13 protein-coding genes and 1 pseudogene are annotated in these 14,404 nt (G+C 32.2%); 8 read left to right on the top strand and 6 right to left on the bottom strand.

The window, feature by feature from the left end; genetic code table 11:
• Window positions 1-21: 21 nt before the first annotated feature.
• Window positions 22-783, bottom strand: coding sequence for an arginase family protein (locus MNO09_RS18845; protein WP_000055485.1), 762 nt, complete (start codon window positions 781-783; stop codon window positions 22-24).
• Between the two features lie 189 nt (window positions 784-972).
• On the opposite strand from MNO09_RS18845, the gene MNO09_RS18840 reads away from it, so the two are divergent.
• Complete coding sequence (locus MNO09_RS18840) at window positions 973-1,599, top strand: PRK06770 family protein (protein WP_116480646.1); 627 nt, start codon at window positions 973-975, stop codon at window positions 1,597-1,599.
• Window positions 1,600-1,657: 58 nt separating this feature from the next.
• Here the strand turns inward: MNO09_RS18840 and MNO09_RS18835 are convergent, their stop codons facing one another.
• Window positions 1,658-2,524 carry a LysR family transcriptional regulator gene (locus tag MNO09_RS18835; protein WP_000425882.1) on the bottom strand — a complete coding sequence of 289 codons (867 nt, stop codon included), beginning with the start codon at window positions 2,522-2,524 and terminating at the stop codon, window positions 1,658-1,660.
• Between the two features lie 129 nt (window positions 2,525-2,653).
• On the opposite strand from MNO09_RS18835, the gene MNO09_RS18830 reads away from it, so the two are divergent.
• The 3 genes from MNO09_RS18830 (at window position 2,654) to MNO09_RS18820 (ending at window position 5,301) form a co-directional block, all read left to right on the top strand.
• Window positions 2,654-3,697 (top strand): aspartate-semialdehyde dehydrogenase, encoded by a 1,044-nt coding sequence (locus tag MNO09_RS18830; protein ID WP_000591698.1) that lies wholly within the window; start codon window positions 2,654-2,656, stop codon window positions 3,695-3,697.
• 167 nt (window positions 3,698-3,864) lie between these two features.
• Window positions 3,865-4,971, top strand: coding sequence for a C45 family autoproteolytic acyltransferase/hydrolase (locus MNO09_RS18825; protein ID WP_000273364.1), 1,107 nt, complete (start codon window positions 3,865-3,867; stop codon window positions 4,969-4,971).
• A 66-nt stretch (window positions 4,972-5,037) separates the two neighbouring features.
• A complete protein-coding gene (locus tag MNO09_RS18820; RefSeq protein ID WP_000921702.1) occupies window positions 5,038-5,301 on the top strand; it encodes a hypothetical protein in 264 nt (87 codons plus the stop codon).
• Window positions 5,302-5,403: 102 nt separating this feature from the next.
• On the opposite strand, the gene MNO09_RS18815 is transcribed toward MNO09_RS18820, so the two are convergent.
• Complete coding sequence (locus tag MNO09_RS18815; protein WP_000248936.1) at window positions 5,404-6,306, bottom strand: LysR family transcriptional regulator; 903 nt, start codon at window positions 6,304-6,306, stop codon at window positions 5,404-5,406.
• A 263-nt stretch (window positions 6,307-6,569) separates the two neighbouring features.
• Here MNO09_RS18815 and MNO09_RS18810 point away from each other — a divergent pair, with 263 nt between their 5' ends.
• The 4 genes from MNO09_RS18810 (at window position 6,570) to MNO09_RS18795 (ending at window position 12,287) form a co-directional block, all read left to right on the top strand.
• On the top strand, window positions 6,570-7,274 hold the full coding sequence (locus tag MNO09_RS18810) for an MOSC domain-containing protein (protein WP_001045581.1): 705 nt from the start codon (window positions 6,570-6,572) through the stop codon (window positions 7,272-7,274).
• Window positions 7,275-7,515: 241 nt separating this feature from the next.
• Window positions 7,516-8,400: a GNAT family N-acetyltransferase gene (locus tag MNO09_RS18805; protein ID WP_000528686.1), complete on the top strand. Its 885-nt coding sequence runs from the start codon at window positions 7,516-7,518 to the stop codon at window positions 8,398-8,400.
• 343 nt (window positions 8,401-8,743) lie between these two features.
• The gene (locus tag MNO09_RS18800; RefSeq protein ID WP_241950042.1) at window positions 8,744-10,498 is read left to right on the top strand and encodes an ABC transporter ATP-binding protein; all 1,755 of its coding nucleotides are present in this window, start codon (window positions 8,744-8,746) and stop codon (window positions 10,496-10,498) included.
• A complete protein-coding gene (locus MNO09_RS18795; RefSeq protein WP_001243530.1) occupies window positions 10,491-12,287 on the top strand; it encodes an ABC transporter ATP-binding protein in 1,797 nt (598 codons plus the stop codon). Before MNO09_RS18800 ends, MNO09_RS18795 begins: the two co-directional genes overlap by 8 nt.
• A 67-nt stretch (window positions 12,288-12,354) precedes the next feature.
• Here the strand turns inward: MNO09_RS18795 and MNO09_RS31055 are convergent.
• From MNO09_RS31055 to MNO09_RS18785, 3 genes and pseudogenes are all read right to left on the bottom strand, one after another.
• Window positions 12,355-12,529 (bottom strand): annotated as a pseudogene (locus MNO09_RS31055) (tyrosine-type recombinase/integrase); the annotation flags it as partial.
• Between the two features lie 468 nt (window positions 12,530-12,997).
• Window positions 12,998-13,783: a sulfotransferase family 2 domain-containing protein gene (locus tag MNO09_RS18790; RefSeq protein ID WP_000006502.1), complete on the bottom strand. Its 786-nt coding sequence runs from the start codon at window positions 13,781-13,783 to the stop codon at window positions 12,998-13,000.
• Between the two features lie 293 nt (window positions 13,784-14,076).
• Complete coding sequence (locus tag MNO09_RS18785) at window positions 14,077-14,337, bottom strand: hypothetical protein (protein ID WP_000774121.1); 261 nt, start codon at window positions 14,335-14,337, stop codon at window positions 14,077-14,079.
• Window positions 14,338-14,404: the final 67 nt, after the last annotated feature.

The raw sequence follows: 14,404 nt of genomic DNA, 5'->3' as shown, positions 1-14,404 counted from the left end.
TATAAGGTACTCGTTGTTTTTTTATGTATTATATATTGATTTTAAAATTTGTAAGTTTGCTTTTTCATTTTTCTTAATAGCATTTGCATATTTAGCTAGAAAGAGCTGAGAAGGATAAACCGGTAGTTCACCACAAATGTCGATACCATAGACATTTTTATTCCTAATAAGAGAATGTAAACATTTTAATAGTGTAGAAAGTTTCATATGTCCTTGATCCCAATTTGTAATAGTTACTTTTGAATCTAAAACATCTTTATCAATGCTTACATATATAGTATCTGTATGAATATGCGAAAGTATCGTATGTGTAGATACTTCATAAGTTGTATCTATCGGGAATACTTCTACGCATGAATAATCATTAGAATGAATGGTTAAAGAAGAAGGTCCGATAATAATTACTTTCTTTAATTTCGGGTTATTTTGAAGTGCGAATGATACCCATGAACCGCAAGAAATAAGAGTATGTTCATTTTCTTCTTTTAAGTTCATGTCAGTGTGATGATCAAATAAAATAAGGCTAAATGGTTCATCTATTTCTTTTAGTAGCAAATAAGATACATAATGATAATTTCCAGAACCGATAAAGGTGATTCCTCTTTGCTTTCTACGATATAATTCCCGTTTTATACGCTTAAAAGAAGGAGTCTCGCAATACAGGTTTGCGTGCTCTAAATGACTAAAATCAATATCTTCATGTGAATAAGAATGAAGTTTATTTTGTAATAAATATGTATCGTCAAAGTTTAAAAAAGTTAAACCGCTATACAATAAACTCATATTTATTCATCTCCTTTATAGGTAGGCTAGCATATATTTTTATAAAATTAAACCGAAATGCTTAGAGATGGATCTGCATTTGAAAAAGATCGAGTTTTTTGACAGAATAATCTTTCAATTTATAAAGAAAAGAAATACAATATAAGGAAATATACATGTGGTTCAAGAAATAGAAAATATGAATGGGATATGTGGGAGGAAACAAGCAATATGAAAACATTTTTTAAAATAATAGGTATTTTAGCTGGTATGGCGGTAATCGGCGTAGGTTTAACATATGGTATGCTGTATTATCTAAATAATAGTAAACCAGCTGCGAAAAAGGCATCACCAGCTGCTCCGGCAGCAGAAGTACTAGCGGATAGTAAAGTAAAAGCTGAAGATGCAAAGCTTTTAGAAAATGGCAATCATTCATTACCAAATAGCGGTTTTAATAAAAATTTTAAATGGACAGATGAGAACATACAGACAGCATTACATGAAATGGCACATCAAAAAACGAAAGCTGATCAAAAGTGGGGCTATATTTTTATCACACAAGAACGAATTGAAAGTTTACTTGATATTGTAAAGAGTAATGATCTAGTACAAGGAAATACATATGCAGATATTTTAGAGAGATGGAAACAAGGAAAATATGAAAAGATGGACGCGGATCACAATAAGATTTGGAAATTACAAAGCGGGAATTTAGGCGAAGGAAAAGGAGTAATGTCAGAGGCGGAACAAAAAGAGTTAATTAATCAAGTGTTTATACAAAAAGGTACTTATTCAGGCAGTAAATTAATTGCAGATGGGGGACAGACTAATAAATAAGATAATATTGGAAGAGAGTAAGTGCTTATTAGGCAGTTACTCTTTTTTTGTGCACCTTTTAGTCCCGCTCTAGTAAGGAAAGAAACGATTGTAAAACGGGTGAAATCCATCTAGATTTATGATAAATTACATGGCTTTGAATAACTGCTGGAGTTTCGATAGGCTGAAAACAGAGTTGCTCTTTTTGACAACTTTCTTGTACAACGATGTAAGGAAGAATTGAAATTCCTAACTCACACATCACAGATTGTTTAATGACTTCAACGTTGGAAGTTTCAAATGTTTTAGCTGGAATATTTCCGCTTTGACGTAAAAACCGATCTACCATCTGTCTATAGCCGCAGCTTTGTTCTGTAAAGATAAATTGAGTATCATTTAGTAAACAAAATGGATTAGAGTGTGTAGAGTAATGGGGAGGTAAAATCCATCCAAATGCTTCATTACAAAAAGTACGCGTAATAAAATCATTATGTTCCATACTTTCTCCAATTATGAAAATAACATCTGATTCTCCTTCACGTAGCTTATTCATTGCTTGTTCGTTTGTAGTTGTTTCCAGTACGATATTTACTTTCGGATTCTCCTGTTTGTACATACGTAATAATTGTGGTAATCGGTACACTGCTAATGATTCGTTAGATGTAATTGTTAATGTTCCCTCTAAATCATCACTATTTTGAGGGATTTCTTGCGCTTTTTCATAAATAGCTAGTAATTCTAGAGCATAAGGATGAAATTGATGACCTGCTTTTGTAAGAAGTACTTTTTTCCCTAATCGATCGAAAAGAGGGAGATGTAAATCGTTTTCTAATGCTTTCATATGCGCTGTTACAGTAGATTGCGCATAACCTAACGCATGAGCAGCTTTAGAAAAACCACCATATTTAACAATCGCACAAAATGTTTTAACGTGTCTCATTTCCATAAGCAATCCCTCTTTTATTATCATGATTTGTGAATGATTATATCACGTATTTCAATTTTCCAAATGGTTAAATTCTTTATAAAATGAAATTGTAGAAATATTCATTTAAGTGATATTGGAGGAGAAAAGATGATCAAAAAGGGCTATCATGTAGCTGTAGTTGGGGCTACAGGTGCAGTCGGACAGAAAATTATTGAACTGTTAGAGAAAGAAACTCAATTTAATATAGTTGAAGTTACATTGCTTTCGTCAAAACGATCCGCTGGTAAAGTAGTGCGATTTAAAGGACGGGAGATAATAATAAAAGAGGCAAAAACAACTAGCTTTGAAGGTGTAGATATTGCCTTTTTTAGCGCTGGAGGAGAAGTTTCTAGACAATTTGTCAATCACGCGGTCTCTAGTGGTGCTATCGTAATTGACAACACGAGTGAATACCGAATGGTACATGATGTACCGCTCGTTGTTCCAGAAGTAAATGCGCACACTTTAAAGAAGCATAAAGGGATCATTGCAGTTCCGAATTGTTCAGCATTACAGATGGTGACGGCACTTCAGCCAATTCGAAAAGCATTCGGATTGGAACGAATTATTGTTTCCACATACCAAGCTGTATCAGGTTCAGGAATTCATGCGATTCAGGAATTAAAAGAACAGACTAAGTCAATGCTTGCAGGTGAAGAGGTTAAGGGTACGATATTACCTGTGAAAAAAGATAAAAAGCATTATCCAATTGCGTTTAATGTACTGCCTCAAGTAGATATATTTACAGATAATGATTTTACATTTGAAGAAGTAAAAATGATTCAAGAAACGAAGAAAATTTTAGAAGATCTCAATTTAAAAATGGCAGCTACTTGTGTGCGTGTTCCAGTTGTTTCAGGGCATTCAGAATCGGTTTATATTGAACTTGAAAAAGAAGCGACTGTTGCAGAAATAAGAGAAGTGTTGCTGGATGCACCAGGTGTTATACTGCAAGATAATCCTAGTGAACAGCTGTACCCAATGCCATTATATGCAGAAGGGAAAATAGATACATTTGTCGGGAGAATTAGAAAAGACCCTGATACACCAAAAGGATTCCATCTTTGGATTGTTTCCGATAATTTATTAAAAGGGGCCGCTTGGAACTCGGTTCAAATTGCAGAAACGTTGGTGGAGGAAGGGATAATATAGTATAGGTAAATTAGGAAACTGTTAATGATTACAGTTTCCTAATTTTTATTTTATAATTGTTTTCTTTATTCCAGCCAAATTTGATTTGAAAGACAGTAAAAAACATCAAGAATGAATAAAATCCTTTTAGTATGATATGGATATAATCAATGAGAGGGGGAAATATGATGTATGAAGTAAAGGGGTACTTTTCATCATTAAAAGGAAGTCATTATGATATTGGAAGGCAACAAGGAGAGTTTGTGAAAAGTCATCCGTATCTCATTCCACAATTTATACAACAAGAACATTTAGTATCAGATAATTATTGGACAGAATCTAGAAATATATTAAATCAATATTGTCCAGGAATTAATGAAGAAATTGACGGGTTTTGTGAAGTGTTGAAAATTCCTGCTAGAAATATGATGTATTATTATCAAACACTATTAAAAGCAGGATGTAGTCATTGTGTCGTATTACCTAAAAAGACAGATTCAAAGCACACATATGTATTAAGAAATTATGATTTGTCACCAAAAATAGATGATATGCGTTTTTGCTCTACACATGTTGAAGGCGCGTATGCCCATAGTGGATTTTCTACTTTTTATTTTGGTCGAACTGAAGGTGTTAATGAGCATGGGTTAGCTGTTACATTTTCAGCATGTGGTCAACCAGTAGGGAGTATTGAAGGCTTACGAAAGCCGGTGTTAAATGGTTTACAATGTTTTGCGGTAATTCGAGTATTATTGGAGAAATGTAAAAATGTGCAGGAGGCGATATCACTAGTTGATGAAATGCCAATTGCAAGTAATATTAATCTAATTGTAGCAGATCCTTTAGACGCAGCGCGTATTGAAATATTTGACGGTTTTAAATCAATAACCACAATTGATGAGGAAAGCCATGATTTTATCGTATCAACAAACCATGCGATTAGTTTACCTATTCAAAAATTGAATAATAGAAGATTAGAACAATCCACAAACAGATATCACACATTGTATGAATATTTAAATCAAAATGAACTAGTGAGCATGAAGTCTTTAAAAGGATTAGTAGAAAAAGAGTATCCTACTGGGCTGACAGTACATAATTATGAAGAATGGTTTGGAACTTTGCATTCTGTCTTATTTGATTTGCATAACCGTACAATGAATATTTGCTTCGGATCTCCAATATTCAACGACTGGTACTCATTGAAAGTTGGAGAGAGCCTATCCTTTTCTAAGGTGAATGTGAAATTTAATAATAAAACGTATACTAACTTTTGGAAAGAAGAACGCTATTAATTGATTCAAGAAGAATAAATGAGATAAAATGGTAATAGTAAGGTGTATATACGGGAGGGATTGCCATTGCTAAAAGTAATATTACCGATTGTTCTTATCTTATTTGTTGCCGTTTCAATGTATATTACTTATGAAAAAAGAAAAAAAGCAGGGGTAAAAGGATTGAAGAGTGCGTTAACTTCAATTTGTTTCTTTACACTAGCAATCTTAAATTTGCTTGCATATTGGTTTAACTTTGGCGGTATTTTTATTTGGTTCATTTCAATTGTTTTATTACTAGTGGGGGCATATTTTACGAAATATATTCCAATATCTAAAAAGGTACATTGAAATTTATTTGAGTTTAAAAGTTATGTTGTATTTTGTTTTGAAAAGAGATTATTCTACTAGAGCGTTGTGAAACGGTTTTATAGGATAATCTCTTTTGTTCGTTTAGCTTTGTAAAGAACGTACTGTTCTTTTTAGTTGTTCAATAAATTCTCGAGTTGCAGCACACATATATTTATCATTTCTATAAATAAGCCCAATTTCTATTGTTGGGGTAGGATCTTCTATTTTAATTGCTTGAATGTTTTTATTTTGTAAAAATTCTATATACGGTTTTGGTAACACTGTAATTCCCATTCCTTTTGAAACCATTTGGATTAAAGATTCCATCGTACTAATTTCTAAAATTGGTTTTGGTTTAAAGTTAAATTTTTGACAATAAGATGTAATTAGTTCGGTTAAAAAGAAATTTTTAGGTAAAAGAATTAAAGGGTAGTTCTGTAATTCAGCAATAGATACATGATTACGTTCAGCTAATTGATGATCGGTTGGTACGACTAATGTAAGTTCACTTTTGTATAGAGGGATAGAAATAATCTCCTTATCTTGCACCGGGAGAAATGTAATGCCAATATCAAGTTCGTTTTGTAATAATTTTTCGCGAATATCTCCTGTACGAAGCCCTAATACAGAGAGTTCTATATTAGGATATAATTGATTAAAATTTAAAATAGCGGGTGGTAGTAAATAATTTACGACGGTTAACAATGATCCTATTGTTAAGGAACCTTGTTGTAACCCGTTTAAATCTTGAATAGCAGAACGAGCTTGTTCGACTTCATGAAAAATGGTTTTACTATGTAATAATAAAATCCTTCCTGCGTTAGTTAAAGATATTTTTTTACCAATGCGATCGAAAAGTGGCATTCCAACTTCATGTTCTAATGCACGTATTTGCTGACTTAGTGAAGGCTGTGAAATATTTAATTTCTCAGCTGCTTTTGTGAAATGTAATTCTTTTGTAACAGCTAAAAAATATTCAAGTTGTCGTAATTCGATTGGGACCACCTCAAGTTTGATGATAGGTTATACCTATCATTATTATATAAATAATTGGATTGAACAATGATTTTGTTGAGCTTATAATCACTTTATTAGAGAGGGATTGAAAAGTTTTTGAAGTAAGGATAGATAAGTATCGGAGCAAGGATATTTGAGTGGTTATTACATTTGCTGATCTTTTGTCACTTTAAATGAAAAATAGACAGAGAGTTTGAAAGTATAAATTAATCTATTGAAAAATTTTGGGGTAAGTAAGAGGAGCAATTAAGATGAATAAAGTATATGAGGTACTATCTTTAAATATAGGGTTACCAAAAGAGGTTACATACGGCGGAAAGGTAATTCATACAGGTATAAATAAGAATCAAGTAAGGGAACCAGTGTTTTTATCCTTTTTAAAATTTAATGGAGATGGGCAAGCGGACTTAGTTCATCATGGCGGAGTAGATAAAGCAGTTTGTGTGTATTCTGGAGAACATTATAGATACTGGGAAAAAGAGTTGAATGAAGACCTTGTATATGGAGCATTCGGAGAAAATATAACAATTAGTCGTATGTGTGAAGAGGATGTTTGTATAGGTGATACATTTCAAATTGGAGAAGCGATTGTCCAAGTGACGCAACCAAGACAACCTTGTTTTAAATTAGCTAAGAAATACAATATTCCAAAGTTACCACTATATTTTCAAGAAACAGGATATACAGGATTTTATTTTCGCGTATTAAAAGAAGGATGGGTATCACCTGCTGATACGTTAAAATTACTGAAGTCTGATCCAAAAGGTGTTACGGTAGCATTTGCTAATCGTATCATGCATAAAGAAAAACAAAATGTAAAAGGGCTAAAAAGGATTTTAGAAGTACAGGCACTTTCTACGAGTTGGAGAAATACATTTGAAAGGCGAATGAGGGGAGAAGAAATTAACACGCAGGAGAGACTAGAAGGAAAAAAAATAAAAAAATATTTTTTATAAATGGTGCATTTCTATTAGTAAAAACGACTTAGAAAGCACTATTTTTATATAACAAACTTATTAATATTCAAAAATCCTAATATTATTTTATTCGACTTATTTTCGAATAGTCAAAACATAAAATAAATTAGACTTTTTTTTTATATTTTATGATAGTATATTGATTGGTAAGACCTATTACTTTAAGAGTAGGTTCTACAACTACATCTAATTTGATGGAATTAACGTATGGAGGGACAACATGGGGAATGTTGAAAATTTTGAAAAACTTCTTTTAGAAGAACCGAAAAGAGAGCAGTTATTTCCTTTATTTGAAGAAGTGTTTGGGATTACAATTCAAACATTGAATGATTTTTCAGAGAGAGGTTATTGGGATGATACATACAAAGCTTTATCATTTTTACATGACGATAAAGCAATTGCAAATGTTGCGGCATTTTCGCTACCATTGCTAGTAAATGGTGAAAGAATAAATGCAGCGGGAATTCAATCGGTAATGACACACTCTAATTTTCGTAGACAAGGACTCATGACACAATTAATGAGTAAAATGATAGAAGAAATCGATAAGAAATGTGAATGTACTTTATTGTTTACGGAAATACCTGAACTATATGCATCATTTGGGTTTAAAGTTGTGCAGGAGTATTTGATGACTATTCCATATGATAAAAAGAATAATAATGATTCTTTACTTAGAAAGTTAGATTATTATATGGAAGAGGATAGAAAGTTAATACATGAAACTATTGATAGTAGCCAAAGACTTTCAAATAATTTTGCAACATTAAACTTCCGCCCTTCGTTTTATTTGAATATGTATGACTCGGAATGGAATGAGAAATTGTATTATTCAGAGAAGCTAGATGCTCTTATTGTGTATGAAGTAGATAATGAAAAGTTGAAATTATATGGAGTGTTTGCACCAGTACTTCCAGTTTTAGATGAAATATGCGGGGAAATTGCTGAAAGATTTACAGAAATCGAATTTTACTTCTCACCAGATCAATTAGGGATTGAGGATGTACAATTTACAGAATTACAGTCAAGTAAGTGTTTAATGGTTCGAAGTAATAAAGAGTTAGATTTTAAAGGATTTAAATTCCCAGTGTTAACGGAATTTTAAATGTTTATATAGATATTTTTGAGGGGGATACAAGTATACATACTATTAAAATAGGTTTATACATATGAAGTCCACTTGAAAAAATGAATTTGAGATTGAATTTTGCAATCTAACAAATAAATAGAAAAACCGTATTCTTTCTATTTGAGAATACGGTTTTTCTATTTGCGTAATATAAAGCACATTTATTGACCGGAAAGTCATTAATGCTTATCATTTAATAATGTTAAATATTAATTTACATAATATAATAGAAGTACTGGGAAAATCAAAAATTATATGGTTTAAGTAAGGAGGGTATGAATTATTAAATGGTAATTTCATAGGAAAAAGGAGATTAAGTATGAAATCATTTCGCAAATTATTACATTATTTAAAACCATACATGTTCTTCGCTATTATTGGACCACTATTTATGGTACTTGAGGTTGCGATGGACTTAATTCAACCGACTATTATGCAACATATTATTGATGTTGGGATAGCAAATCGTGATTTGAATTATGTAATAAAAATGGGGCTTCTTATGATAGGAGCTGCAGCACTCGGTTTAGTTGGAGGACTTGGGTGTATGATGTATTCTACAAAAGCAGCTGTTAATTTCGCTACAGACATACGAAAAGATGTATTTGCGAAAGTAGAAATATTTTCTAGTGAAAATCGTGATTCATTTGGAACTGGGAAATTATTAACGATTGTGACAAATGATATTACTTCTATTCAATCGGCGATGACGATGACATTACGTGTACTTGTTCGTGGTCCTTTGTTATTTATCGGAAGTATAATAATTGTTTTTGTAACAGCACGCGAGTTATTTCCTATATTACTTGTGGTTGTTCCAATTTTATTACTTGCGATTATATTCATTGCAAGTAATGCGAGCGGAACGTTCAAAAAAGTGCAAGAAGCATTAGATAAAGTGAATACAAAGCTACAAGAAAATTTATCTGGAGTACGTGTTATTAAAGCGTATGTAAGACAAAAATATGAAATTACTCAGTTTGGAAATGTTAATACGAATTTAACGAAGATAAATATTCGAGCGGTGCAGCTTATTTCTTTAATGATGCCAATCATTATGTTAGTTGTAAGTGGCGGGATTGTCGCAACATTATGGATTGGTGGAGAAAAAGTATTTAATGGAACGCTTCAAGTAGGAGCTATTTTAGCGTTTATAAACTATTTGAATATTATTTTAATGTCACTTATGTCTATAAGTATGGTATTTATGCAAATCGCGCGAGCATTTCCATCTGCGGATCGTGTACAGCAAGTTTTAAATACTGAGGTTGATATTATGAGTGAAACAAATGCGCTTGTACCTAAGCAAATCGAGGGACATATTGACTTTAAAAATGTTAGTTATAGTTACACGAAAAATAATGAATATGTATTAAAAGATATTTCATTTAACATATGTAAAGGCGAAAAAGTAGGAATTATCGGTTCTACAGGGAGTGGTAAATCCACTTTAGCAAAACTATTACCGCGTTTATACGATGTTGATCAAGGGGAAGTATGCATTGATGGAATAAATGTTAGAGCATTCGATTTACAAAAACTTCGTGCTTCAATCGGGTTTGTACCTCAAAAGGCATTATTGTTTTCAGGTAGCATAGAAGAGAACTTACGTTATGGTAAAGAAGATGCAACGAATGACGAACTGGAAGTAGCGGCTTCATCAGCTTGTGCGACTGAGTTTATTAACAAGTTGGAAGATTCATATCAATATCATTTAACACAAGGTGCGACGAATTTATCAGGTGGACAAAAACAACGTGTATCCATTGTAAGGGCACTTGTGAGAAAGCCATCCATTCTTATATTAGATGATTCTACTTCAGCAGTTGATGCGAATTCGGAATCTAACATTCAATCGGCATTAAGAACAGAATATAAAGGAACAACAACATTATTAATTGCCTCTAAAATTTCATCAATAATAGATGCTGATAAAATTCTCGTTTTAGATAACGGTGAATTAGTTGGTGATGGTACACATGAAGAATTGTTAGAACAATGTGAGGTATATCAAGAAATCTATCTTTCCCAAGGTGGCAATTTACATAAAGAAGGTGGGAAAGAACATGCGTAATTTTCAAGGGCAATTTGCTAATAAAGGTGGGCGTAACGCGCCTAAAATGGGTGAAGCTAGAAACACTAAAGGAACTGTATTGCGAGTATGGAACTATATGGGGTATCAAAAGGCTGCTCTTACGTTCGTAATATTTTTAGTATTTGTTACGACGTTACTTGGGCTATTAGGTCCGTATTTAATGGGAGTAATTATAGATCAATATATTGTACCGAAAGATTTAAGCGGTACGGCGAGAATGTGTTTGTTACTTATCGCGATTTACGGTGTAACAGTATTGTTAACTTGGCTACAAACATTTGTCATGGTTAACGTTGCATTAAAAACAATACAAAAAATACGACAAGATATTTTTGAGAAAATCCAAACGCTTTCTTTACGGTTCTTTGATGTACGTTCTCAAGGGGATTTAATGAGCCGTGTTACAAATGATATAGATAATTTGAATCAAGCGTTGACACAAAGTGTTGTACAAATTATTTCATCAGCATTAACCTTTATAGGTGTAACGATTGCGATGTTCGCATTAGATTGGATTTTAGCGATTGTTACTTTAATTACAGTGCCTATTATGTTTTTCGTTACAAAAAAACTAGTTACTTATAGTGGTAAAAACTTTGCAAAGCGTCAACGAGATTTAGGAGAATTAAATGGTTTTATTGAGGAAGCTATAACAGGAGCGGATGTTACAACGTTATATGGGAAAGAAAAAGAAACCGTACAAAATTTCAATAAAATTAATGAACAATTAAGAGTTTCAGCTACGAAGGCGGATACATTTTCAGCTTTTATTTTTCCAAGTATGAACTTTATAAATAACTTAGGTATGGGGCTTGTAATTGGGACTGGTTCAGTTATGGTTTTAAATGGAATGACAACAGTAGGTGTCATTGCGGCTTTTATTAATTATTCTCGTCAATTCTCAAGACCACTAAGTCAATTCGCAACTTTAATGAATACAATTCAAGCGGCAGTTGCTGGTGGAGAACGTGTCTTTGAAATTATGGATGAAGTACCAGAAATTCAAAATAAAAAAGATGCGTTCGTTGTACAAAATTTACAAGGGCATGTTGCACTTGAGAATGTTTCATTTGGTTATGAGGGAAATAAAACGATTTTAAAAGAAGTGAGTCTTAAGGCGCAACCAGGGGAGACAATTGCTTTAGTTGGTCCCACTGGATCGGGTAAAACAACTATCATTAATTTGCTAACTCGCTTTTACGATATACAGCAAGGGCAAATTCATATCGATGGAAAAGATATAAAAGATTATGATATTAATTCGTTGCGAAGTAAAATAGGAGTAGTTTTACAAGATACGTACTTATTTGCAGGGACGATTATGGATAATATTCGTTATGGTCGATTAGATGCTAGTGATGATAAAGTAATCAATGCAGCTAAGGCAGCATCTGCACATTCTTTTATTAAACATTTACCGAATCAATATGAAACAAAAATTGCTTCAGAAGGATCGAATTTAAGTCAAGGACAAAAACAACTTCTTGCGATTGCGCGGGCGATTTTAGCAGATGCAGATATATTAATTCTCGACGAAGCAACATCAAATATTGATACGAGAACAGAATTGCAAATTCAAGAAGGACTAAATAATTTAATGAAAGGTCGAACAAGTTTTGTAATCGCTCATCGACTGAAAACGATTGAAAAAGCAGATCAAATCCTTGTTATAAAAGATGGAAGTATTTTGGAAAGAGGGAATCATGAATCTCTTATGGAAGATAGAGGGTTTTACTTTGACCTGTATACGAGTCAGTTTAAAATATAATAAGAACTTTGATATGGTGCGGTTTCTCTAGGAAAGAGAAACCGTATTTTTATATTTGTAAACATTATTATCCAAATAGTTGTTCACTAAATGTTTTAACTGCGTATTCTTGCATCAAAGGTAAAACATGCGTAAGGTTATGAAAACACCTTTATGACCCAATCGTTCACTTGTAATTTTCGGATGTACAAATTGTTCAAAAAAAGTGTTGCATGAGTCTGACGTAAACTATGAAATTGAATTTTTTAAATTCAGATTTCATTAAATAAGCCTTAAAAATATCATGAAACCCATTGCGACAACCCCATGTAGCTTTTTTGATGCTAACAACTCAATCACAGTCCGTAATACGCTTGACCAAGTATTGCTTTATCAGTGTGTGTTATAATTTTAGGTTATTATAATGCTTCAATTGCTTTTTTAACAATTGAGACTAATCGTTTGGAAATTGAAGTTTTTGTATTTAATAGTGAAATAATTGAACTTTGATTATACAACGGCAGTGGAACAAATAGAGCGAATGAAGACAACCTTAATGAGTGTTTCACGTTATATTTATACGTTTTAATGATTTAATAAATAATACAATTTGAATTTTATTAAAAAAAGACACTGTTTCCAGTGCCCCAACTTACTACGAGAGTTTTATGAGGAAACTTAAATAGGTGAATTTAAGTTTCTCTATAATATATGAAACTACAATTAGAAAATCACATATTTTTTAAAGGAGTTAATGGGTAATTGTACGTGTGAAAATCTTTATTAAAAATATCCTGTACTAATTGGATAGTTTCATAATCATAAAAACTATCGTATGTTGGGAGGCGTGGGAATAAAGGATCGGTAATATCAGCATCTGCAAAATCACCTCTAAAAATCGCCCTTCCCTTCTGATGATGCCATGATTTGGTTAGTATGTGTAAAGGAGAAGTTTTTAATTGATATGTTTGTTCTAAGCGCGCAATTTCAGTAGAGAAATTTTCAAGGTAGATATACTTTGTAACAAACTCCTCCTCAGTTGGTTCATATTGCTGCATTAAATGTGGATCTACTTGTTCTAAATCTTTCATTTGCGCTTTTAAATAGTAGAGGAAGATTTTAAATGAAATAGGCTTATTACAAAATTCATTACCATAATAAAAATTCCGAATAGGATTCCATGCTGGGTTTTCTATGTGAGGGGGGGCAATTAGTGAAAAGAATGAACTTACAGCTCTTGTATAGGGGTTTCTCACTAATTTATAGGAATCTTTTCCGTTTGTATATAAAGCAGCAGCTAGTTCAATAAAGTAGTCGGAGGAGTTTTTGTATATTTCATTTTCATAATTATGGATGAAGGAATCGTATTTTATGGCTTGTTTAAATAAATTTATTTGATAAAAAAACCAATGTGCAAGTGAAGTACAGCCACTTTTCTGACTCCAAAATAAAATCAAAGGGAAGTTAGAGTTAAAGTGCGGAACGCGTCCGTATTTAATAATATTTGCAAAAGACATAGTTAGCCTCCATTCAGTTATGTCAATTATTTTTAATTTATGAATAAACAACTGGGTATATGAACAAGAGAAGAGAAGTAGAAAAGATAATTTAAAACAATATAACTTTGAAATGAAAGCGTTATTTTATAGGGATATGAAAAGAGCACACAAAAAATGTGTACTCATAACAATCTAAATTATTTTAAGGACCATGATATATCATCAAGGGCTTTATAAATATAACTATACATGCGGTAAAAGAGATACTTTGGATTGTATTTTTGTTTCCAGTTTATAGTGATCACCTCTCGTTAGCAAAAACTAGCAACTTCAGTGCTAGATGGAAGAATTAATTTACGTGGAATTGTAATAATCTCAAGAGCCATCTGTGCTGAATAGAGAAGTATAGGAGTTAATTCTAAAGCGTGAGTTAATAATAATATAAAGCTTGTTAGGATAGCAAAACTCCCCCAAAAGAAACTTTTTGAAGTGTTACGGAAATCTTTTATTAAGGAAAAGAAAGAAAAAAATGCTGTAACAATGAGTATCAAAAATTTATATTTATCAGCCATTAAATCCCTCCTAAAGAACAGTAGCTTATATTATAATGCATTTTTATGTATTATAATAAAAAGATTT

It is taken from the genome of Bacillus sp. N5-665 (genome assembly GCF_022637375.2).
GTDB classification, from domain to species: Bacteria; Bacillota; Bacilli; order Bacillales; family Bacillaceae_G; genus Bacillus_A; species Bacillus_A wiedmannii.
This window is presented reverse-complemented; position numbering and strand designations above follow the sequence as displayed.

Excerpts from the sequence above, each read along its gene's own strand:
- MNO09_RS18835 (WP_000425882.1), bottom strand. The coding sequence starts at position 2,524 with ATGGAAATGAGACACGTTAAAACATTTTGTGCGATTGTTAAATATGGT.
- MNO09_RS18845 (WP_000055485.1), bottom strand. The coding sequence starts at position 783 with ATGAGTTTATTGTATAGCGGTTTAACTTTTTTAAACTTTGACGATACA.
- MNO09_RS18830 (WP_000591698.1), top strand. The coding sequence starts at position 2,654 with ATGATCAAAAAGGGCTATCATGTAGCTGTAGTTGGGGCTACAGGTGCA.
- MNO09_RS18840 (WP_116480646.1), top strand. The coding sequence starts at position 973 with ATGTGGGAGGAAACAAGCAATATGAAAACATTTTTTAAAATAATAGGT.
- MNO09_RS18785 (WP_000774121.1), bottom strand. The coding sequence starts at position 14,337 with ATGGCTGATAAATATAAATTTTTGATACTCATTGTTACAGCATTTTTT.
- MNO09_RS18810 (WP_001045581.1), top strand. The coding sequence starts at position 6,570 with ATGAATAAAGTATATGAGGTACTATCTTTAAATATAGGGTTACCAAAA.
- MNO09_RS18795 (WP_001243530.1), top strand. The coding sequence starts at position 10,491 with ATGCGTAATTTTCAAGGGCAATTTGCTAATAAAGGTGGGCGTAACGCG.
- MNO09_RS18800 (WP_241950042.1), top strand. The coding sequence starts at position 8,744 with ATGAAATCATTTCGCAAATTATTACATTATTTAAAACCATACATGTTC.
- MNO09_RS18790 (WP_000006502.1), bottom strand. The coding sequence starts at position 13,783 with ATGTCTTTTGCAAATATTATTAAATACGGACGCGTTCCGCACTTTAAC.
- MNO09_RS18805 (WP_000528686.1), top strand. The coding sequence starts at position 7,516 with ATGGGGAATGTTGAAAATTTTGAAAAACTTCTTTTAGAAGAACCGAAA.
- MNO09_RS18825 (WP_000273364.1), top strand. The coding sequence starts at position 3,865 with ATGTATGAAGTAAAGGGGTACTTTTCATCATTAAAAGGAAGTCATTAT.